Below are 19,143 nucleotides of genomic sequence, written 5' to 3'. Positions count from 1 at the left end.
CGGTGCCCATCGGCTTCAGGCCTTGTGGGTATTCCTGATGAAGGCTGCGAAGGTCCCGACCTGACGGCCTTGAGACGCCAGAGCATCAATGAATGCCGGATCCCACAGACCCAGAACGCCGCGAAAGCGGTGTGCCAGGACAATCGGCTTGCCCTTTCCGACGGATCGGTATGCGAGCTTGCGGCCACCCACCTCTACGAACTGAGTGGCCGCCTCCGATGCGGGCTGCGATTTCGCCCGTGCGGCGGCGGGCAAGCCAAGTCCAGACAAGGAGAGGGCGGTGAGGGCAGCAGCGCCTGCGCGCAAGGCGTCGCGGCGTGAACTGCCTCTGGGCTGCCCAGAGCTGTCCTGTAAGAGATCGTTTTTCATTTTCGAGATCCCATGGTTGGGTTGCTGGCGGTACGCTGCCTTCAGGCTACCTTGGAGACGCTCTTCAGGATCGAGCCCTCGAACATTTTCGGCGCGTAGCTCTGCAGGAAGAGGAACATTCCGGTCATCTTTCCGACGGGGTTGCTGAATTTCGGATCCTTCGCCGCGATCAGATCCACGATCTTCGTGACGACGGCATCCGGCTTTTCAGCATCATCGATGCCTTTCTGCGTCACGGCATTGGCCTGTTTGCGATAGGTATTGTAGTCGGAGATAGTTCCGGCAATTGCCTTGATAGCATTGCTGCCAAGATTGGTCTTGAACCAGACCGGCTCGACCATGCTGACCTTGATGTTGAATGCGTTCAGCTCGAAACGCAGCGACTTGAAATACCCTTCGATGGCGTGCTTCGAGGCCGTGTAGAAGGAAAGATTGGGTGGACCGATCAGGGCAACGATCGAGCTGACGGTGATGATCTTGCCGAAGCGCTGCTTGCGAAAATGCGGCAGGATCGCATTCGTGACCTTCACGGTTCCCCAGAAATTGGTCTCGAATTGCTTCCGGGCCAAGTCGAGCGGTGTTTCTTCGGCAAGACCTGTCAACATGTAGCCGGCATTGTTGACGAGGACATCCAGCTGCTTGACATGTTGAAACAGTTCAACCGGAAATGCCTGGATGGACGCGTCGTCATCGATGTCGAGGCGCAGAAGCTTGAAGGGAAACTTGCCCGCGTATTTCTCGGGCTCGCGGCTTGTGCCGATCACGTTGAAACCCTGGCTATAAAGCTTTTTGGCGAGCATGAGGCCGAAACCCGATGATGCCCCAGTGATGAGAACTGTCTTAGTCATGGCTACTCCGTCGTGTGGCTGCGGATGAGATTTTGTGTGAGGCGGAATATGCCTTGCAGGGGGCGTCTTTTCACTAGCGAAACATGCCAAAGGAAATTCGAAAGACGCCAATCCGTGGGCGCGCGTCCTATATTCAACTGCATCTTTAGGTACTAAGCCAGCAGTGTAGATTGGCGTCATCTGCGATTGTGCTGGCATGATCTGCTCGTTAAAATTCGGGTATGACAAAGACGCACGCACCGGCTGCTGGCCGATCCATTTCAGCTCTGGACTATGCGGTCTGGCCAGGCTGGCGACTGCTGATGCAGGATGCAGGCTTGGCGGCTCCTCCGATATTGCGGCGCGCGGAGCTGCCAGGGGATCTGTTCGCCCGCGACCAGGTTCGTCTAACGTCGCTAGAGTTTTTTCATCTATGGGAGGCGATCGAGGCGGAGGCGCGATCGCTGGACGCCGCGTTGCCGGCGCCGCTGCGAATTGCGCAGGCCATGACCAGCGATTGGTTTGATCCCGAGTTGTTTGCCGCCTTGTGCAGCGCCAACTTGGGCAATGCCATAGAGCGCATTGGAAAGTATGTGCGGCTGATCGCTCCGATGGTGATCACGCTCGACAGAACTCCGGTTCAGACAACTCTTACCATCGACTTTCTGGATCAGACAAAGCCGCCGCCGAATGTCTTTTCAGCCTTCAAGCTGGTTTTCTTTGTCCAGCTTGCACGTCTTGCAACTCGCACGGCCATGAAACCGCTGAAAGTCGGCTGGCCACTCACGGATGATGTGCCGGACACGGACGCCGGCTTGTACCGGGAGTTCTTCGGTGTGCCCGTCGAGAACATGGTGCTTGGTACCCTCGTGTTTGACACGGCGGATGTCGAACGCCCATTTCTGACCGAGAACCACAAGATCTGGCTGTTTTTCGAACCTTCGCTGCGCCAGCGCTTGGCGGATTTGGATCGGACGGCAAGCATGGTCGAGCGGGTCAGAAGCGCCCTGATCGAAGCTCTGCCAGCGGGCGAAGTTTCCATGCAGTCTGTCAGCAAGCGAATGGGGGTTGGAACCCGTACGCTTCAGCGCCGACTGCACGAGGAGGGTACTTTCTTTCAGCAGACTCTGGATAACGTGCGGTCCTCATTGGCCGAGCACTATTTGCGCAAGACCATGATGTCGAGCGCCGAAATAGCCTTGCTGCTCGGTTTTGAGGATGGGAATTCTTTCGTGAGAGCATTCCGGGGGTGGACCGGAACAACACCGTTGGCTGTTCGGCGCGGGACTGCGTGAGCGTTTGATACCCATCGACTATTCTAAGCAGTCATCGCGGTTGCACCTGGTATTCGATATGTTTTCAGTGTGCTTTCTGTGACACGCGTCACGGCATTGTTTCGCGGTCCTTCAAGAGCGTCTTTTGGCGCACGGCTTAACGCTGGAGCCCCCTCTGCTAGGGACGACCCTCTTTTAGCGGCCTAATTGACGCTGGTATCGATCCAGACGCATGCCTGTTCCAGTCCCAGCCAATGAAGGACGACGAAGCTTCCTTCAATGTGACGCTGCTTTCAGCTTCCCTCGCGGCAGTCAATCCAGTGACGAATTTGACGTTTTCCGAACTATCAGCTGGGGCGGCAATTCGATAGTTTGAAAAGGCGCATGAACGTCGGAACAACGTCGCTGTACGAGTTCTCTTGCTATCCTTCCCATGTCGGCCCGTGAGTAAGAGATTGTCGTCAGTGAGATATAGTCGTAGGCCGCCAATGTGATGTCATCGAAACCCACAAGATCGAAATGCTTTCCAGCGATCAGTCCAAATTCTCTGGCGGCGCCCAGCACCCCGAGAGCGGTTAGATCATTTGCGGCGAATATGGCGCTTGGTGGCCGCGGTCCCGAGAAAAGCACGCGTGCGCACCGATAGCCGCCTTCCTGCGTGTAGTCACCTTTCAGTATCGTTAGATCGACAGCATCGTTGGATTCAAAGACGTTTAGAAAGGCCGTTTTTCGTGGTGCCGCCCCCGCTCCATCGCCGCCATCGATATGCGCTACATGTGTGTGTCTGGCCTTTTTGATATGGTCTGCCGCCAATCGCCCCCCCAGAACGTCGTCGACAAGCACACAGTCAACACTGTCGATGCTGCGACCCACCGCTACGGTAGGCAATTGCTGGGCCAGTTTCCGGATTTCGTCGTCGGGCAGCAACGACCCCAAAAGCACCACACCTTTCACCCTGTGCGAAAGAAACGAGTCGATCATTGCACGCTCTGTTTTGGCCGAGTTGAAGCCCGAGGCGAGGTAGGTATCCGGTATGTCCCCATCGTCTGTCATGACGAAACCATCCAAGATGTCCGCCATAATGGGGTTATGAAGATCGGAAACGAGAAGCCCGAAAGTGGAGAAATCCTTTGCCGCCAGACGACTGGCATTGAGGTTGGGTCGATAACCCATCTCACTTGCAACCTTGAAAATGTGCTCTGTCGTTTTCGCTGAAATCTTGGGGGAGCGCCTGAGGGCAAGACTGACTGCCCCCCTGGATACACCTGCTCGAGCGGCAATGTCATCCATCGTAGCCATTTTGTTTTCCGATCCCCGGATCAAGCTTTCATCAAACGACAATGCGTCGTGAATTTCTGTAGCAATCACCTCTTGACAAAGCAAGGTAAAGCGCTTCAATTAAACGAAGGTAAAGCGCTTTAACTGGCGCTCGGAGGATGGACGAGGAGGAGGTCTGGCTCGCCTGCAGCGGTCGTTGCAGGCATTGCAGACCAGCGCGATATGAATCAGCATTTAAATTTGCAGAACCCGTTGGACTACGTTGCCCGGCAAGGGCAGATGGTCACTATTTCCGGTGCAGCCCCTTATTTTATTGAAGGATCGTCGGGTAGCGCGTTTCTATTGCTTCACGGGTGGTCCGCCAGTGCCGAGAGTGTCAGGTTCCTGGCATCGGGACTTGCTGGGGCAGGGCATGCTGTGCTCGCCCCGACTTTGCCAGGACATGGTTCATCTAACTTAGAGATGTTGACCGTCGGGCCTGTGGAGTGGAACGAGGCAGCGCGCGATGCTGCCAAAACACTGCGAGACAATTTTCAGTCCGTTGTCGTGATGGGTGTCTCGATGGGCGGAGCGCTGGCTATCCAACTTGCCGCGACTTCTCCGCAGCTTATCGACGGACTGGTCACTATCAACGCGCCCATTTTCATGGGCAATTCGTCATTCGCAAGCGAGATAGTCGCCAGTTCAGCAGATCCCTATCTGGAAGGCTGGAACGTTCCGAGCTTCTTCGGTGAGCCGGTCGAAGAGATAAGCTATCCTAAAAGATACAAGAAGAGCGGCGCGGACTTGTATTCGATGTGCGGTCTGGCGCGCGAATTGCTCCCGCTCGTCACCTCTCCAATGCTGGTCGTGCAATCCATTTTGGATCCCGTTGTGCCCAAGGCTAGCGCTGACGAAATCTTGGCTCGCAGTGGAGCCCCGAGCAAGGAAGTTCTTTGGCTCGAGCAGTCTTACCATGTGTCGCAGCTTGACTTGGATCGAGACCGAATAATCGCGGCCGCACTTACCTTTCTGGCGGCCCACGATCTTTAGGGTGTCCAACGGCGAACGGTTGAGAATGAGCAGTACCCCGTAGCTGAAGGTTTGATCCGATCCCGTAGACACTGCCAGCAGGATGCTTCGGCCATATCCTGTTGTGAAACCTGGCCGTTTACTCTGGAGGAGGAAAGAAATGATGACTTATTCAAAGTTGGTCGGGGGGCTCCTTGCCGTCGCCATTGCAGTTTCAGGTTCGGCAACAATTGCCAAGGCTGCAAAGATTGCCGTCATCGCTGGCAAACCAGATGATACATTCTGGCAGCCGGTCAAGAAAGGCGTCGATGATGCGCGAAAGGTGATCGAGCTCACAAAGGGGACCGTGAGTTTTCTCCAACTCGCGAATTATGACAACCTCGGTCCGGACGCCGCGAACATGGTCAGAACCGCTGTCAGTCAGGGTGTCGACGGGATCGTCGTTGCTAATTGGGTGCCTGACGCGATGGATGCTGCGATCAAGGACGCAATCGCGAAGGGCGTGAAAGTCATCCTGTACAATGCCGGCAATATCGATAAGGCACGAGAACTCGGCGCAATGAACTATGTCGGAAGCGACGAATATGTCGCCGGGGAAGCAGCCGGAGGATACTTCTTCGACAAGGGCTTTAAGAACGTCCTCTGTGTAAACCACGTGCCTGGATCGTTCCCTCTGGAGCAACGATGCAAGGGCGTTGTGGACGCAATCTCGCCGAAGGGTGGGAAAAGCAAGCAACTTCCGCTGCCGTCAACCCAAGCCGACAACGCTGCGGCTGTAGCACAGTCAATCAAGGCGACACTCCTTACGGACCCGTCAATTGACGCCATTCTCACGCTTAACCCCGCAGTCGCCGACTGGGCTGCAAGCGGTATTATGCAGGCAGGCATGAACGGGAAAGTGGCGCTGGGATCGTTTGATATGAACGAAGCCGGCTTGAGCCGCATCAAGGCTGGAACCCAGACCTTCGCCATCGATCAGCAGCCCTATCTTCAAAGCTATCTCGCCGTGAGTTTGATGAACAGCTACCTGGAGTACGGTCTGGAACTTCCCACGTCTCCCATTCTTACAGGTCCGGGCTTTGTAGACAGCGCCAACATCGATGCGACACTCGGCGGCGTTCAAAAAGGAGCACGCTGACATGACCGCTGCTCTCGCTGCCACTCCAATATCAAAGCGTAGCAAGGTGTCCTCGGTCGGCGGTATGCTCCGCCGGCCGGAAACAGGATCGTTTCTGGGAATGCTAGCCGTTTTCGGATTCTTCGTCGTCTTCGGTCAGTCCAACTTCACATCCGCGGCGGGTGTCGCAAGTTGGCTAAACGTCGCGTCGACGCTTGGTATCGTAGCGCTGCCTGTCGGGCTGCTGATGATCGCGGGCGAACTCGACATCTCGATCGGCTCGATGATCCCCGCAGGCTCGATGATCTTCGCTATTATCACTGGCTATTATGGCTTCCCGGTTTGGACCGGGATTGCCACCGCCTTGCTACTTGGAATTATCGTGGGACTGATCAATGGATTGCTCGTTCTCAAGACATCGGTCCCATCGTTGATCGTAACACTTGGCACGCTGTTTGCTGTCGCTGGCCTTACCCTCAGTCTCTCGGTTTTCATCACTGGGACGACAAGCGTGGCTGTAAACGTGCCTCCGTTCGTGAAGACGATTCTCGGTGAATTCGTCGGCGGAATGTTCCAGGTTACGATTTTCTGGTGGATCGGGATCGCCGCGATCTACACGTTCATCTTGCATTTCTCCCCGGCAGGAAACTGGATCTTCGCATTGGGGGGTGACAAGGTCGGCGCAAGGAATGCCGGCATCCCGACAGACAAGATAACCGTTGCATTGTTCGTGGCGAGCAGCGTGTCGGCATCGTTCGTCGGCGTCAGCCAGGCAATTCTGTTCAATTCCGCTCAGGTCTCGTCAGGTAGCTCTTTTATCTTCAATTCCATTATCAGCGTGGTCGTGGGCGGTGTCCTTTTGACGGGCGGATATGGTTCCATCGTTGGCGTGGTGATGGGAACGATCACGTTCGCAATCGTCAACCAGGGGATCTACTTCACGTCCTTCGATGCCAACCTGGCAAGCCTTATCATCGGCGTACTGATGTTGCTCGCGGTTCTGCTCAACAACACATTCCGCACGATGGCATTGTCCTACAGCAGCAAGAAGAAGTGAGGTGCAACCATGGCTACTCCAATTTTGAAACTCGAACGCGTCAACAAATCTTTTGGTCCCATCGACGTCTTGCACGACATCTCGCTTGAAGTGCGGGCGGGTGAAGTGCTTTGTCTTCTCGGAGACAACGGCGCTGGGAAATCGACCCTGATCAAGACAATGTCAGGTGTTTATAAACCGACATCCGGGACGATTGAAATGGACGGCCAGCCGGTCGCCTTTACCAGTCCTCGCGATGCCAGTGAACGTGGCATTGCCACCGTCCACCAGTTCGGTGGGACGTTTCCCCTCATGAGCATCGGCCGATCGTTCTTTGTTGGCGTTGAACCCACTAAGCGTTTTGGACCGCTGAAAGTCTTCGACCGAAGGACGGCGAACGAGATCGCTGTTCGTGCCGTCAGAGAATTTGGGATCACGCGTATCGACGATGGTGATCGACTTGTGGGCGGCCTTTCGGGCGGGGAACGACAATCACTGGCTATTGCTCGAGCTGTGCACTTCGGCGCTCGTCTCCTGATTTTGGACGAACCGACCGCCGCTCTTGGAGTGAAGGAGGCGGCTCATGTTCTACGGATCGTTCTTCAGGCCCGCAAGCGAGGTCTGGCAGTCATCTTTATCACCCACAACGTGGTTCATGCTTTAACGGTTGGGGACCATTTCGCCGTGCTCATCCGAGGGGCAAAGGCCGCTGACTTCCGCAGGGGTGAGAAATCCCGTGAAGAGATCACAGACCTGATGGCAGGCGGCGAGGCAATGGCCGAGTTGGAAGCAGAAATCGACAGCCATCTGGTCCTCCATCAGAACGACCTTGCCATTGAGAGCAACAGATAGGACGCGCCAGGAGCGGCACGTCTTACCTCTATGTCGGTCACTCCACGTCAGAGATTTTTAATGACAGAACGTTTGGACACACCGCGACCAGCGAATCTTATTGATCTCAAACAGTGGGTCGTGGCAAACCGGCTGGCTCTCCCAGCGCAACAGGAGCTCGTCGCGAGAGCGGTGTTTGCAAGGCCGGATGTCGTTGCCTTTGGCACGACTGCATCCGTCGCTAGGTTATGCTCGGTCTCTCCGTCAACCGTTTTGCGCGTGTCCAGCGCATTAGGATTCGGCGGCTTTCGCGACTTCAGAAACTTCTTTCGGCAACATTTGCAAATGAGCGCGAAGGGCTGGTGCGCTTCTAGCGCTGCACCCGCATGAGATCTTCGCCGACATCATCGTCGGCTGCTATGACTACGATCCCTTCGGCTCCTTCCTGCCTTTCCCCGTCTTCATGATCCGGCAGGACAGCGACGCGATGATCACCAAGGGGTTTACGATCCTCGATGCGGACCGCGGCCGCCAATCACGCATCTGGTGCAGCCGACCCTCGTGCCCCAACGCACGGCGCTGATCGGCCCGCTCGATGCACTGAGGGATATCGAGTAGCGTCCTAGCTTTCTGTGATGCGGCGATCTTCATCGGAGCCGACGGAGAGCTGCTTCCAGTCCAGGTCCTCCTGCAGCTCGAGATATTGCGTCGCGCCGATCTGATCTGTGTCGCGCAACTCCTCGAGGCGCTGGCGCTGGGCGAGAACGGCGGCGATCGTCAGGTGACGGCGGCGATCGAGCGGCGAGGTCTTGTTTGCATCGGTTGATGCGGTCCAATGATCCTTGCAGATCGTCCGGATCGCTTCGGCCTCGGTGCCGCCTTCCTTCTCGAGCCGCTGAAAGGCCGCTTCGGCGAGCGATTTTCGGGCCGCCTTGAGTTCATCGCGGACTTCTGCCTGCCGACCGAGTTTCAGGAAATGGATCATCGGCGCCAGGGTCGCCCCTTGAATGACCAGGGTCGCGAGCACCACCGTGAAGGCCGTGAGCACGACCAGGTCTCGCTCGGGAAAGTCGGCGGGCAGTGCGAAGGCCGTCGCCAGCGTAACGAGGCCGCGCATACCGGCCCAACCCACCAGCAAGGTTTCCCCGGATGTGAAAGGCGCCAATTCATGGCCGCTTCGGTGGCGAGACGCGACGACGGCGTGAAGCAGGAACGCCATCGCCATGCGCGCCAGGATGACGCCGACCACCACGATGGCGGCAAATCCCATCGCCCGCTGAAGCTCTTCAGCCGACATCGCCTCAAGGATGCGGCGCGCCTGCAGCCCCATCAGCAGGAAAGCCACCACATTCAACAGGAAGACGACCGTCGTCCAGACCGCGAAGGAATGCACCCGCATCCGTGGCGAATCCTCGACCGAAGAAAGGCTAGCGATGGTCATTGCGCTCGCCACGGTGGCAAGGACAGCCGACAGGTGAAGATGCTCGGCAATCAACCAGGTCGAAAAAGCGTAGACGAACTGAAGCAGGGTCCCGCCGACCGTATTTTCGGTTATCTGTCGAAGCCGCGAGACGACAAAGCCGAAGGCGATACCGAACAGGATTCCTCCAGGTGCGGCGAACCCCACCTGAAGCGCCGTCCCGGCATCCAGCCCACCCCGCGCCTGGACAGTCAGCGCGGCCCCGAAAAGCAGCAGCGCGGTCGCGTCGTTGAACAGGCTTTCTCCCTTAAGCAGGGCATCCACACGGCGGGCAACGGGCAAATTGGAAAGGACCGCCGTGGCGGCTGCGGCATCGGGCGGCGCAACGATTGCCCCCAGCGTGACCGCAACCGCAATCGGAAGCCCGACAGTCAGCATGCTGATCGACACGACCACGCCTGTCGTAACGAGAACGGCGACGACCGCATAGAAGAACAGCGGTAGCAGCATGCGCCGCGCCGCGCCGACCGGGAAATCATAGGCCGAGTCGACAAGAACGGGGGCGATGAACAAGGCCAGCGCCGTCGGTGGATCGATCGGGATCGCGGGCGCGCCGGGCAGCATCGCCACGGCGACGCCGGCGGCAGCCAGGATGCCGGGGTAGGGCAGGCGCGTGCGACGCGTCACCTGCAGCAACAGGATGGCAACCGCCAGCAATGCGACAAGTGTTTCGAAGAACGTCATTTGAGCATACTAGCAGGCTTTCGGGCACATTGAAGCGGGTGCAGCCCCGATGTAAAGCTTGTGTCGTATCAAGCTGCTGACGCAGCGGCGGAGGGCGACGATGGACTACGAGGTTGCGATTGTCGGCGCTGGCGCGGCCGGTATTGCAGCAGCAAAAGGGCTGGCCGATGCCGGCCGCTCGGTCATCATCCTGGAGGCCAGCGATCGCGTGGGCGGACGAGCCTGGACAATCGAGCTGGCCGGAATGCCGCTGGATATGGGTTGCGGCTGGCTGCATTCTGCCGAGCGCAATCCTCTCGTCGCCATTGGCCGTGCAGCCGGGTTCAATATCGAGCGCGGGCCGACGGCGTGGCAAGGCCAGTGGCGCGATCTCGGCTTCACACAGGATGAGCGCGCGGCGGCGGCGGCGGCTTGGAACGCACTTAAGAAGCGGATGCGGACCAGCCCCCCCGCCAGCGACAGGGCGTCAGACGTGCTGGAGCCTGGCGGCAAATGGAACGCCTACTGCCAGTCCTTAAGCGGATATCTGAACGGCGCACCGCTCGATCGATTGTCGATCGATGACTTTCTTGCCTATGACAATGCGGCGACCGACGCCAATTGGCGGGTGCACGAAGGCTATGGAAGTCTGATCAGCGCGGCCGTTTCGAACGTGGCCTTGCGCCTTTCGACGCCCGTTCGGCGTGTGGCATTGACCGCAAACGGCATCCGACTGGAGACCGACCGCGGTCCTGTCACATCAGGTGCCGCGATCATCACGGTATCGACCACCGTTCTGGCCCGCGGAGCCATTGTCTTCGACCCGGGTGCCGACGATCACCTCCATGCCGCAAGTCAGCTGCCACTTGGCCTCGCAGACAAGCTGTTTTTGGAACTCCATGGCAATCATGGTTTAGAGCCGGAAACCCATCTGCTCGGCGACCCGCAAAATGCCGAGACCGGGAGCTATTATATCCGGCCGCTCGGCCGGCCAATCATCGAAGGCTTCTTTGGCGGAAACGGCGCTGTCGTCATCGAACGCGCGGGTTTGGTGGACGCATTTGCCTTCGCACTCGACCAGCTGTCATCGCTGCTCGGCAGCAACATTCGCCGCCACTTGCGGCCCCTGGCAGCCTCTTCCTGGTGTCGCACCGATTGGATAGGCGGCTCTTACAGCCATGCACTGCCTGGCCATGCGGGTGCACGCCCAGTCCTGGCGCGACCGGTCGGCGACCGGCTGTTTTTCGCCGGCGAGGCGACGCACCAGTCCGACTTTTCGACCGCGCATGGCGCATGGGAAAGCGGGTTACGGGCCGCCGACCAGGCTGCGGCTGTTCTAACACGCTCATGATATAGCAGCGTGCATCTCGTGACCCTCAACACACCGATACCACTGGCCGACCATCACCAGCTGGCAGAATTTCATGATTGCCCGGTTCGGATTGTCTTATGTGGATTATAGATCGTTCGTGCTGACAGTGCCGGCACTTCGTCGTGCTATCTAAGGTTCAATTTAGCCGAAACCGCCAGGGCCATTGCCCGGCGACTGACCCCCAATTTAGAAAACACGTTCTTGAGGTGGAATTTCACCGTAGGCTCGGAAAGCCCGAGCGCGCGGGCGATTTCCTTGTTGCTCTTACCTTCGTGTAGGCAGAGCAGGACCTGTTGCTCGCGTTGACTGAGAAGACTTTTGCCGCCGGCAAGAGGACCCTTGATCCGGCGGCCGTTGTCGGCGGCTTTGCCGAAGACGCTTTTTTCACCCTGGCCAATGATGCGACCGATGAAGTCGACGGCATCGGCACTGAAGACCTTCAGGCCGAAACGCCGCACGATCGCCCGCACGACCGTGGAGAATTCGAGCCCCTCGTCCTCGAAAAGCTGGGTTACCTCGTGCGAGCGAGCACGCGCGATCGCAAACTGGAAATATTCGAGCGCCTGGGCATGCCGGCCGTCGTTCCAGGCGGCGACCGTTGCCAGTATTTCCGCCGCCAGCAGGTGATAACCGCTGCCGTTCGCGCGGCTTCGCGCCATCACGATCTCCAGATTGGCGAGCCCGTCGCCCGGTCGTCCCTGGGCTTTGAGAAGTCGCGCTCGCGCGACGAGGAAATCGCTTTCCTCGCGCCATGTCCAGAAGTGCCCGAGTTCGGGATCGCGCAAGGATGAAACCAGCCGCTCGGCCAGAAGCACCGCCGATTCAATCAGGCCGGTCTTCGAGAAAATATCGACGCGCATGATGTCGGCCGCAATCTTCAGGCGCGGCAGCGCGCGTTCGACGGCGACCTCTTCCGCCTTGTCGATCGCTGCCATTGCCGTATCGAGACCGCTCAACCGCAGCCGGCTGCGGGCCAGCAGCGAAAACATCCGGGAATAGATATCGACCCAACCTTCGCCCTGGACCACGGCATTGACCGCCTCGCCAAGGCTCTTCTCGACCAGAGCCATCTCGCCCTGGAGGTAGAGAACATCCGCCGTCGCCACGCGGCAGATCGCTTCGAGATTGACGTCAGTCCACTGCGCGCTTTGGATCAGGTCCTGCGCCTCCCGGCAGAAAGTCAGCGACGCCGAGAAGTTGCCGGCGAGCGTATTGACCAACCCCAGATGGATCAGCATGAAGATCTGGGCATAGGCCGTCTTTTCCTCGCGATAATAGGCCAATGCCTTCAAGGCACTCAGCCGCGCGAGGTCGAGATTGCCGCGCCTGGTATAAGCGATGCACAGATGGTTGTAGATCCAGCCGAGCTCCCAGGTCGATTGCGGCGAAAAACCTGATGCCATTCGTTCGAGATGTAGGATCTGCGCATCGTCGAGATGAAGATCCTCATAGATATCAACCAGCCCGTCGATGTGATCGAGCGTCGATGCCTCGATCGTCAGGAACTCGTCGCCATGCACGGCCCGGCCTTGCTTGATCGCTTCCATCCGCTCGCGCGCCGCCTTGATGTGCCCCTTCTTCGCGAGCACCAGCACGTAACACAGTGACAGGCTCGGAGATTCGTGGATGACGCCAGCGGGCAGGTCGGCGATCAGATGTTCGAGCACTGTGTGGCCGGCGCGGATGAAGAGATTGACGCCGCCGGCTTGCCGGATCGTCTGCGCGGCGAGCGAATAATTGCCGGCACGCGCCGCATGCGCAACGGCTCTTTCCAGGAACGCGCGCTCGGCGAACCAGATTGCTGCCATGGAGTGAAGCTTCGCCTCGTCGATCTGAGGATCGCCGGCAAGTTCGGTCGTCAGGCACTTCCGGACGATTGGATGGAGCCTGTACCAGGCCGCACCCGTCTGGCTCCTTTCGATCAGCGGGGTCATATCCTCAAGCAGCCGAAGATCATCTGCCTGCAGATCGGTGCCGGAGAGATGGCTTGCCAGCTCCAGCGGGAATTCCTCCAGGATCGACGTGACGCAGAGCGTTCGGCGAAGCGCCGGCGACAGCGGACGCAGGATTGCTTCGTCGATATGGCGGAAAAGGTCGGGATGCTCGCCGGCCAGCAGCCTGTCGCGCTCGTCTGTACCGCCGCTCTCCATCACGCCGAGCGCGATCTGCGTCAAGGCCGGCCATCCACGAGTGGCGCGTACGAAATTTGCGACGTCGCCAGTGTTGATATTACGTGGAAACAGGCTGCGGATCTCGTTGCGGCTGAAGGCGAGGTCGACGGCGTTGATCTCTGTTACGAGCCCGCGCACCCTGAGCCGGGCGAGCGGCAGCGGCAGTTTCTGCTGCGACGCGCAGACGATCCTCAGATTGTCGGGGGCACCTAAGAAAAATCCGTCGAGGAAAGCCTGCACGTCGGGTGAGGAAGCAATATCGAGCTCGTCGATAAACAGGATTGCGCCGCTTTCCCGGTCGGCGACAATGTCGAACAGTTCCCTCAGAGACGCGGGAGGCCGTGGAGTGTGGATGCCGAGCGCCAGGCAAAGATCGGCCAGCAGTTCGGCAGGCCGGCCATGCGAGGGGTCCAGCGTGATCCAGCCGCAATGACCGACGCCGCCATCGAACAGCGACTGGAAATAATCGGAGCCGGAAGTGACTGCCTCATATCCTGCCTTGAGCAGCGCCGTCTTGCCGAAGCCAGACGGTGCATGGACGACGACGATCTGGCGCGCCAGACCGTCGCGGATCTTCGAAAGGGGAAAAGGACGGTCGATGGCCGTGAACAGCATGCGCGGCGGGCGAAAACGGGAACCTAGCGTCTTCGGTTCACGCCCGCCGGGGCGGGTTGCAGTTTTGCCTTCGGAACGACTGTGATGCATCCAAAAACGCCTCGCTCATTCGACCATCCTGACTTGCGAGCTTTAAGAAGCATATCCCGTGCCAGCCTAGATCTACCCGGCTTCGAGCGGTGCGTAATTCTGCGTCAGGCCGAAGGCGGCGGGGCCGAAGACGTCCAATGCCTCCGGTGTGCGCATGATCGGCGGCACCTTGACGCCGAGCACGTTGACCCGCTGGCCATAACGCAGGCGTTCGGTGGTTATCGGTTCGGCAGTGTCGGCTTCGAGGATGCAGATGAGATCCGGCACGATCGCCAGCACCCTGCCGTCTTCCTCGGCCACCAGATTCTCGTTCTGGATCTGGATGCGCACCGGCCTGCGGCTTGTGTCGAAAGGTTCGATCGTCACGACACCGACCGACCAGCCGTTCTGCTCACGCCGCGAGACGTCGACCACCTTTCCCGAGGCCAGAAGGCGCGCGGTCTCGTAGTGCGTTCCGGAGAAGAATTCGATCAGGTCGGCGAGCGGATCGTGATGCGCGGCAAGCGCCAGCCGGATGGTACGCCCGATGCCGATGGCAAGCGACATCGTTCCGGGAACGGATACGCGACGGGTCGTGCGGCCATCCATGCCGTAATTGACGATATAGGACTGGCCGCCCATTCGGATCGTCACGCCGCGAGCGAGCCATTCGGCCTTGGCGGCACTTTCCGTCTCGATGATCACGACGTTGCCCTGCTCGTCGGCGACTGTCACCGGTGCGGCGGGCACGCCGTAAACGTTGAAGGTCTCCATTTCGAGTTGGGGAAAGGCGCGGCCCATGCCGTCCGCGTCGATAACCGGGAGCCGGCATTCCGCCGCCAGCATGATCGGCACCATCGAGTTGATGCCGCCGGCCTCGAAGGGGATGATCGCCCCCATCGCCTTGCCGACACGTTTCTCGTAGGCTCTGAGTGCAAGCCCGATCTCTTCGCCGCTCGGCATCTTCTCGATCAGGATCGTCGGCGCCCCCATCGCACCGCAGGCGGCGACCTCGATGCCGTCAGGCACATCGTCGAGCGCCAGAAGATCGACCGGGCCGTGGCGTTCGATCGCCGCCTTTGCCATGAGTTTACCGATATAGGGATCGCCGCCGCCGCCGGTGCCGAGAAGGGCTGCGCCGACCGCCAGATCGTCGATATCCTCGTTGGTGATGATTGCCATGTGTTCAGCCGATCTCTTCGATGGAAATGAAGGGTTCCTTCAGCCCGAAGCAGGCAGGGCCGAAGACATCGAGCGCTTCCGGTGTCCGCATGATTTCGGGAACGGAGACGGCAAGCACGGTGACGCGCTGCCCGTAACGGAGGTTTTCGCTGGTGATGGGTTCGGCCGTTTCCGTGTTCATGATGCAGATGAGATCGGGCACGATCGCCTTCACCTTGCCGTCGACACGGGCGATCAGGTTCTCGTTCTGGATCTCGATCTCCATCGTCGAGCTGAAGGGCGGCAGACCGCCGATCGTAATGCGGCCGATCGAAAATCCGGCCTTCGTCTCGCGCATGACATCGGTGATCTTGCCGCCGAAGATGATGCGCCCGTAGCGATAGAGCGTCGAAGGCAGAAAGCCGAGCAGTGCCTCGATCGGATTTTCGTGCGAGCTTTTGGCGTTGCGCAGGACTTCGCCGATGCGGATGGCAAGGCTCAGCGTGTTCGGGATGGCGGTGCGTTTGACGTCGGCGCCCGACATCGGATATTCGGCGATATAGGCGCAGCCGCCCATGCGGATGGCGACGGCGCGTGAAAGCCATTCCATCTGGCGGTTGTCAACCGCTTCGATGATGGCGCAATCGCCATATTCGTCGCTGACGGCCATCGGGCTGCCGGACACGCCATAGACGCCGAAGGTCTCCATTTCGAGAAAGGGAAAGGCGCGGCCCATGCCGTCGCCATCGACGATCGGCAGGCCGAGGCGGGCGCCGACGACGAGCGGGATCGTCGAGTTGATGCCGCCGATCTCGATCGGCATCGTCGCTTGCGCCTTGCGGCCGAGATGGCGCTCAAGCCGCTGCAGCGAAAACATCGCCTCCTCGCCACTCGGGATCTTCTCGACCAGCACGGTCGGCGCGCCCATCATGGCAGTTGGTATGACCAGCATGTCGTCGGCCAGTTCGCTCGGGTCGATGATGTTCACCTCGAGCCCCTCATCGAGGCATTGCTGCACCATCAGCCGGCCGACATAGGGATCGCCGCCGCCGCCGGTCCCGAGAAATGCCGCGCCGACGGCGAGGTCGCAGAGCTGTTGACTGTTGAGCTTCATAGGGTCCTCATCCGATCACGAGATCGCCGATGGCTTTGACGCGGATGCGCGTCGCACTGCCCGGCAGATAGGCGAGCGGCACTTCCTCGATATCCATGATCTTGACCGTTCCGGCCTCCGCGCCCGCCTTGACGGCACGCTCCTCGGCCTCCTTCTTGGCGCCGCCGAGCACGATGTCGCGGGAGGTACCTTCGAGCGAGAAGATGCGGTCGACCTCGCCGCCGACCTGCGCGATCGCAGCGCCGATCGCATTGGCAACGGAGGCGTTCTCAGGGCGGATGACGCGCGACGCGGAAGGCAGGTCGCGCGAGATCAGGATCGAACCACCGCCGACCAGGATGACCGGCAGGGGCTCGGCGCTCGTCTTCATCCGGTCGACGGCCTCGTCGGCCATGCGGTGGATGGTGTCGAGCGCTGTGTCGATCGTCTTTGCCGGGATATGGGCCACACGCGAACGGTCGCCGATATCCTCGAGGCCGGCTGCGACGATGATGTCTGTCGTGGTCAGGGTATCGCCGCCGAAGATCAGGGCGCGGGAGGTGATTTCGTAGCCGACCGAATCCGGGCCGATCCGGGCGCCGTCGTCGCGCACGATCGAGCCGCCGCCGAGACCGATGGCAAGCACGTCGGGCATGCGGAAATTGGTTCTGACCCCGCCGATATCGACGGCGACGGCGGATTCGCGCGGGAAGCCCTGCATCAGCATGCCGACATCCGACGTGGTCCCGCCGATATCGACGACCATCGCCTCCTTCTCGCCGGCAAGCATCGCGGCGCCGCGCATCGAATTGGTCGGGCCGGAGGCGAATGTCAGCACCGGATAACGCTCGACGTAATCAGGCACCATCAGCGTCCCGTCGTTCTGGCTGATATAGAAGGGCGCATTGATCGCCAACTCCTTCAGGGCGTTACGGAAGGAGTTGACGACCTTGCGCGACAGGTCGGCGAGCGACGCATTCATCACCGAGGCGTTTTCGCGTTCGAGGAAACCGACCCGACCGACTTCGTGGCTGAGCGATATCGACAGGCCGGGAATCTCGTTGCCGAGAATCTCGGCGGCCCGCAGTTCCATGTCGGGTGTGACAGGCGAGAACACCGAGGTGATCGAGGCTGCCTTAAGGCCGCGGCTGCGGATTTCGCCGGCGATGCGCAGGATTTCGGGCTCATCGAGCGGCGCGATCTTGCGGCCGTCGAATTCGTTGCCGCCGCGCACCATGAAGGTGTGGCGGCCGAGCGTATCGGCCAAATCCTTCGGCCAGTCGGTCATCGGCGGCAGCGCCTTGGTCGCCGGCAGGCCGAGCCTGATAGCGGCGACTTCGAGCAGCCGCTTGCGCTCAACGACGGCATTGGTGAAATGCGTCGTACCGATCATCACCGCCTGGATTTCCGACACCGAGACGCCGGTCATCGACAGCACCTGCTTCAGCACGGCGACAATGCCTGAGCCGACATCGCTGGTCGTCGGGCTCTTGCACGCGCCGAGCACCAGCGGGCCGTCCATCAGGGCGGCATCGGTATTCGTGCCGCCCACATCTATTCCAATACGCATCATGACCTCCGTGAGAATATGCTTGGCCGTGGCGCCGGAGCGGATGGCTCCGGTGCTGGCGATGATCTTTGCTTCCGGGTTGCTTCAGGCGAGCGCCTCGGATCGGTCGGGATCCCAGCCGACCGTGACGGCGGCGCCGGGGGAAAATCGTTCGGTGCGAGACTGGTTCTGGCGCTCGGCGACGATCTCCTGCGAACCGACTGCCAGCCGGTAGCGCACCAGCGCACCCTGGTAGGTTTCGCTGAGAACGGTTGCGGGAAGGCTGACGCCGGATGAGCTGTCCGGACCGATGATCACATTCTCGGGACGAACCACCAGCTTTGCCGCTTGCCCGGCGGCCAGGCCTTCGGGGCCACGCGTCGGCAACACGCTTCCCTCCAGCAGCACCGTCATGCCTTGCCCGTCATTGGCGCCGACCGTGACGTCGATCACGTTCGAATGGCCGATGAAAGTGGTGACGAACAGCGTCTTCGGTCGCTCGTAGATTTCCTCGGGCGTTCCGACCTGGACGATGTGCGCCTTCTGCATGACGCCGATGCGGTCGGACATCGTCAAGGCCTCGTCCTGGTCGTGGGTCACATAGACGGTGGTGATGCCGAGCTTCTTCTGCAGATCCTTGATCCAGTATTTCATTTCCTCCCTGAGGCTTTTGTCGAGCGCCGAGAGCGGCTCGTCGAGAAGGAGGATGCGGGGCTCCGTCACCAGCACGCGGGCAAGGGCGACACGCTGCTGCTCGCCGCCCGACAGCTGGCGCTGGAAACGCTCCTCATATCCCGAAAGCCCGACCTGGCGCAGCGCGGCGGTGACGCGCTTGCGGATCTCCTCCTTCGGCAGCTTCCGAAGCTTCAGGCCGAAGGCGATGTTGTCGGCAACATTCATGTGGGGGAAGATCGCGTAGTTCTGGAACACGATGCCGATGTCGCGCTTCTCCGGCGGCAATCTCGTCACGTCGTCGCGGCCGATGAGAATCTCGCCGCCGCTCGGCGGCACGAAGCCGGCGATCATCCGAAGCGTCGTCGATTTTCCGCATCCCGATGGGCCGAGAAGGGAAAAGAACTCTCCTTCGGCGATATGGAGGTCGATACCGGCGACCGCGACGCTGTCGCCATAGGATTTCGCGAGCTTTTTCAGATGGATATCGGACATGCGGGGAAGGCTCTCCTGTTATGAAGATGAATAGCGGGCGGCGTGGAAGCCGCCCGCTGC

At 59.9% G+C, this 19,143-nt stretch carries 15 protein-coding genes and 2 pseudogenes; 8 read left to right on the top strand and 9 right to left on the bottom strand.

Annotation, left to right across the window (positions count from 1 at the left end; translation table 11 throughout):
• Positions 1–15: 15 nt before the first annotated feature.
• Together CUJ84_RS24705 and CUJ84_RS24700 are read right to left on the bottom strand one after the other, a co-directional pair.
• Positions 16–369 carry a hypothetical protein gene (locus tag CUJ84_RS24705; protein ID WP_105008362.1) on the bottom strand — a complete coding sequence of 118 codons (354 nt, stop codon included), beginning with the start codon at positions 367–369 and terminating at the stop codon, positions 16–18.
• A gap of 41 nt (positions 370–410) precedes the next feature.
• Complete coding sequence (locus CUJ84_RS24700) at positions 411–1,217, bottom strand: SDR family NAD(P)-dependent oxidoreductase (RefSeq protein ID WP_105008361.1); 807 nt, start codon at positions 1,215–1,217, stop codon at positions 411–413.
• 302 nt (positions 1,218–1,519) lie between these two features.
• On the opposite strand from CUJ84_RS24700, the gene CUJ84_RS24695 reads away from it, so the two are divergent.
• Positions 1,520–2,491 carry an AraC family transcriptional regulator gene (locus CUJ84_RS24695; protein ID WP_105008360.1) on the top strand — a complete coding sequence of 324 codons (972 nt, stop codon included), beginning with the start codon at positions 1,520–1,522 and terminating at the stop codon, positions 2,489–2,491.
• A gap of 291 nt (positions 2,492–2,782) precedes the next feature.
• Here CUJ84_RS24695 and CUJ84_RS24690 read toward each other — a convergent pair whose 3' ends face one another.
• Positions 2,783–3,769: a LacI family DNA-binding transcriptional regulator gene (locus tag CUJ84_RS24690; protein WP_105008359.1), complete on the bottom strand. Its 987-nt coding sequence runs from the start codon at positions 3,767–3,769 to the stop codon at positions 2,783–2,785.
• A 231-nt stretch (positions 3,770–4,000) separates the two neighbouring features.
• On the opposite strand from CUJ84_RS24690, the gene CUJ84_RS24685 reads away from it, so the two are divergent.
• The 6 genes and pseudogenes from CUJ84_RS24685 to CUJ84_RS38840 all read left to right on the top strand — a co-directional run.
• Positions 4,001–4,780 (top strand): alpha/beta hydrolase, encoded by a 780-nt coding sequence (locus tag CUJ84_RS24685; protein WP_158686959.1) that lies wholly within the window; start codon positions 4,001–4,003, stop codon positions 4,778–4,780.
• Between the two features lie 139 nt (positions 4,781–4,919).
• Positions 4,920–5,897 carry a sugar ABC transporter substrate-binding protein gene (locus CUJ84_RS24680; protein WP_199788846.1) on the top strand — a complete coding sequence of 326 codons (978 nt, stop codon included), beginning with the start codon at positions 4,920–4,922 and terminating at the stop codon, positions 5,895–5,897.
• 1 nt (position 5,898) lies between these two features.
• Entirely contained in the window at positions 5,899–6,933 is a 1,035-nt protein-coding gene (locus tag CUJ84_RS24675; RefSeq protein WP_105008356.1) for an ABC transporter permease, read from the top strand.
• A gap of 9 nt (positions 6,934–6,942) precedes the next feature.
• Complete coding sequence (locus CUJ84_RS24670) at positions 6,943–7,764, top strand: ATP-binding cassette domain-containing protein (RefSeq protein WP_105008355.1); 822 nt, start codon at positions 6,943–6,945, stop codon at positions 7,762–7,764.
• Positions 7,765–7,794: 30 nt separating this feature from the next.
• Positions 7,795–8,028: pseudogene (locus CUJ84_RS24665) on the top strand (hypothetical protein); the annotation flags it as partial.
• Between the two features lie 35 nt (positions 8,029–8,063).
• Positions 8,064–8,361, top strand: a pseudogene (locus tag CUJ84_RS38840) (LacI family transcriptional regulator); the annotation flags it as partial.
• A gap of 4 nt (positions 8,362–8,365) precedes the next feature.
• On the opposite strand, the gene CUJ84_RS24655 reads toward CUJ84_RS38840, so the two are convergent.
• Positions 8,366–9,907, bottom strand: a complete 1,542-nt coding sequence (locus CUJ84_RS24655) for a cation:proton antiporter (RefSeq protein WP_105008353.1) — start codon at positions 9,905–9,907, stop codon at positions 8,366–8,368.
• A gap of 100 nt (positions 9,908–10,007) precedes the next feature.
• On the opposite strand from CUJ84_RS24655, the gene CUJ84_RS24650 reads away from it, so the two are divergent.
• Positions 10,008–11,237 (top strand): flavin monoamine oxidase family protein, encoded by a 1,230-nt coding sequence (locus CUJ84_RS24650; RefSeq protein ID WP_105008352.1) that lies wholly within the window; start codon positions 10,008–10,010, stop codon positions 11,235–11,237.
• 146 nt (positions 11,238–11,383) lie between these two features.
• Here CUJ84_RS24650 and CUJ84_RS24645 read toward each other — a convergent pair whose 3' ends face one another.
• The 5 genes from CUJ84_RS24645 to CUJ84_RS24625 all read right to left on the bottom strand — a co-directional run bounded on the left by CUJ84_RS24645 (position 11,384) and on the right by CUJ84_RS24625 (position 19,083).
• Positions 11,384–14,134, bottom strand: coding sequence for a LuxR C-terminal-related transcriptional regulator (locus CUJ84_RS24645; RefSeq protein ID WP_105008351.1), 2,751 nt, complete (start codon positions 14,132–14,134; stop codon positions 11,384–11,386).
• Between the two features lie 72 nt (positions 14,135–14,206).
• Positions 14,207–15,295 (bottom strand): DUF917 domain-containing protein, encoded by a 1,089-nt coding sequence (locus CUJ84_RS24640; protein ID WP_105008350.1) that lies wholly within the window; start codon positions 15,293–15,295, stop codon positions 14,207–14,209.
• Positions 15,296–15,299: 4 nt separating this feature from the next.
• Entirely contained in the window at positions 15,300–16,388 is a 1,089-nt protein-coding gene (locus tag CUJ84_RS24635; RefSeq protein ID WP_105008349.1) for a DUF917 domain-containing protein, read from the bottom strand.
• 7 nt (positions 16,389–16,395) lie between these two features.
• Positions 16,396–17,937, bottom strand: coding sequence for a hydantoinase/oxoprolinase N-terminal domain-containing protein (locus tag CUJ84_RS24630; protein WP_105009150.1), 1,542 nt, complete (start codon positions 17,935–17,937; stop codon positions 16,396–16,398).
• An 84-nt stretch (positions 17,938–18,021) separates the two neighbouring features.
• Positions 18,022–19,083, bottom strand: coding sequence for an ABC transporter ATP-binding protein (locus CUJ84_RS24625; RefSeq protein ID WP_105008348.1), 1,062 nt, complete (start codon positions 19,081–19,083; stop codon positions 18,022–18,024).
• Between the last annotated feature and the right edge of the window lie 60 nt (positions 19,084–19,143).

The sequence above is a fragment of the Rhizobium leguminosarum genome (assembly GCF_002953715.1).
Lineage (GTDB): Bacteria > Pseudomonadota > Alphaproteobacteria > Rhizobiales > Rhizobiaceae > Rhizobium > Rhizobium leguminosarum_V.
Note: the sequence above shows the minus strand (reverse complement) of the source record. Positions and strands in the feature narration are given on the sequence as shown.

What these genes read in the sequence shown, in the direction of transcription:
- CUJ84_RS24630 (WP_105009150.1), bottom strand. Translation starts at nt 17,937, where the DNA reads ATGCGTATTGGAATAGATGTGGGCGGCACGAATACCGATGCCGCCCTG.
- CUJ84_RS24655 (WP_105008353.1), bottom strand. Translation starts at nt 9,907, where the DNA reads ATGACGTTCTTCGAAACACTTGTCGCATTGCTGGCGGTTGCCATCCTG.
- CUJ84_RS24645 (WP_105008351.1), bottom strand. Translation starts at nt 14,134, where the DNA reads ATGCATCACAGTCGTTCCGAAGGCAAAACTGCAACCCGCCCCGGCGGG.
- CUJ84_RS24675 (WP_105008356.1), top strand. Translation starts at nt 5,899, where the DNA reads ATGACCGCTGCTCTCGCTGCCACTCCAATATCAAAGCGTAGCAAGGTG.
- CUJ84_RS24680 (WP_199788846.1), top strand. Translation starts at nt 4,920, where the DNA reads ATGATGACTTATTCAAAGTTGGTCGGGGGGCTCCTTGCCGTCGCCATT.
- CUJ84_RS24670 (WP_105008355.1), top strand. Translation starts at nt 6,943, where the DNA reads ATGGCTACTCCAATTTTGAAACTCGAACGCGTCAACAAATCTTTTGGT.
- CUJ84_RS24690 (WP_105008359.1), bottom strand. Translation starts at nt 3,769, where the DNA reads ATGGCTACGATGGATGACATTGCCGCTCGAGCAGGTGTATCCAGGGGG.
- CUJ84_RS24625 (WP_105008348.1), bottom strand. Translation starts at nt 19,083, where the DNA reads ATGTCCGATATCCATCTGAAAAAGCTCGCGAAATCCTATGGCGACAGC.
- CUJ84_RS24650 (WP_105008352.1), top strand. Translation starts at nt 10,008, where the DNA reads ATGGACTACGAGGTTGCGATTGTCGGCGCTGGCGCGGCCGGTATTGCA.
- CUJ84_RS24705 (WP_105008362.1), bottom strand. Translation starts at nt 369, where the DNA reads ATGAAAAACGATCTCTTACAGGACAGCTCTGGGCAGCCCAGAGGCAGT.
- CUJ84_RS24695 (WP_105008360.1), top strand. Translation starts at nt 1,520, where the DNA reads ATGCAGGATGCAGGCTTGGCGGCTCCTCCGATATTGCGGCGCGCGGAG.
- CUJ84_RS24635 (WP_105008349.1), bottom strand. Translation starts at nt 16,388, where the DNA reads ATGAAGCTCAACAGTCAACAGCTCTGCGACCTCGCCGTCGGCGCGGCA.
- CUJ84_RS24700 (WP_105008361.1), bottom strand. Translation starts at nt 1,217, where the DNA reads ATGACTAAGACAGTTCTCATCACTGGGGCATCATCGGGTTTCGGCCTC.
- CUJ84_RS24640 (WP_105008350.1), bottom strand. Translation starts at nt 15,295, where the DNA reads ATGGCAATCATCACCAACGAGGATATCGACGATCTGGCGGTCGGCGCA.